The sequence below is a fragment of the Alcanivorax sp. HI0083 genome (genome assembly GCF_001635175.1).
Genome location: NZ_LWFX01000066.1, coordinates 1 through 1,083, shown reverse-complemented (window position 1 = coordinate 1,083; position 1,083 = coordinate 1). Strand labels below are relative to the sequence as shown.

Genomic DNA, 1,083 nt, shown 5'->3' with positions numbered 1-1,083 from the left:
CGGTCTTGCTCCAGCGCATCGCGCATGCGGTTTTCCACGTCACGCTGGTTGCGTGCGGGGCCCATGTCGATGAAATCCACCACGATCAGGCCGCCGATATCACGCAGGCGCAGCTGCCGGGCGATTTCTTCGGCGGCTTCCAGGTTGGTGTTCAGGGCGGTTTCTTCGATATCCGCGCCCTTGGTGGCACGGGAGGAGTTGATGTCGATGGACACCAGTGCTTCTGTCGGGTCGATGACAATGGAGCCACCGGAGGGCAGCTTCACTTCCCGCTCGAAGGCGGTTTCGATTTGCGATTCAATCTGGAAACGGGAGAACAGCGGGGTCTCGTCGTCGTACAGTTTGATCTTGTGCTGGAAGTCCTGCATCACCTGCTGAACAAAGCCCTGGGCTTCGTCGTAGACTTTTTTGGAGTCGATCAGCACTTCGCCGATGTCTTTGCGCAGGTAGTCGCGGATGGCGCGAATGATGACGTTGGATTCCTGATAGATCAGGAAGGGCGCCTTGCGATCCTGGGAGGCATCGTCAATGGAGGTCCATAGCTTCAGCAGGTAGTTCAGGTCCCACTGCAGCTCTTCAGCACTGCGGCCCAGCCCGGCGGTGCGCACGATCACGCCCATTTCGTCGGGAATGGTCAGTGCACCCAGCGCTTCTTTCAGTTGCGCGCGCTCTTCCCCTTCGATGCGACGGGAGATGCCGCCGGCACGGGGGTTGTTGGGCATCAGTACCAGGTAGCGGCCAGCCAGGCTGATGAAGGTGGTGAGGGCGGCGCCTTTATTGCCGCGCTCCTCCTTGGCCACCTGAACGATGACTTCCTGGCCTTCCTTGATGACTTCCTTGATGTTAACGCGACCCTGAATGTCTTTGGGGTCTTTCTGGAAGTACTGGCGGGAAATTTCCTTGAGGGGAAGGAAGCCGTGGCGCTCGGCGCCGAAGTCTACAAAAGCCGCTTCCAGGGACGGTTCTACCCGGGTGATCTTGCCTTTGTAAATGTTGGCTTTTTTCTGTTCTCGTGTGCGGTGTTCAATATCTAGGTCATACAGACGTTGTCCGTCGACCAGAGCCACTCGTACCTCTTCAGGG

Annotated in this window: 1 protein-coding gene; it reads right to left on the bottom strand. The window is 58.2% G+C overall.

The window, feature by feature from the left end:
- Positions 1-1,083 (bottom strand): Rne/Rng family ribonuclease (locus tag A3754_RS00705; RefSeq protein WP_156496644.1); only part of this gene is annotated, 1,083 nt, incomplete at both ends.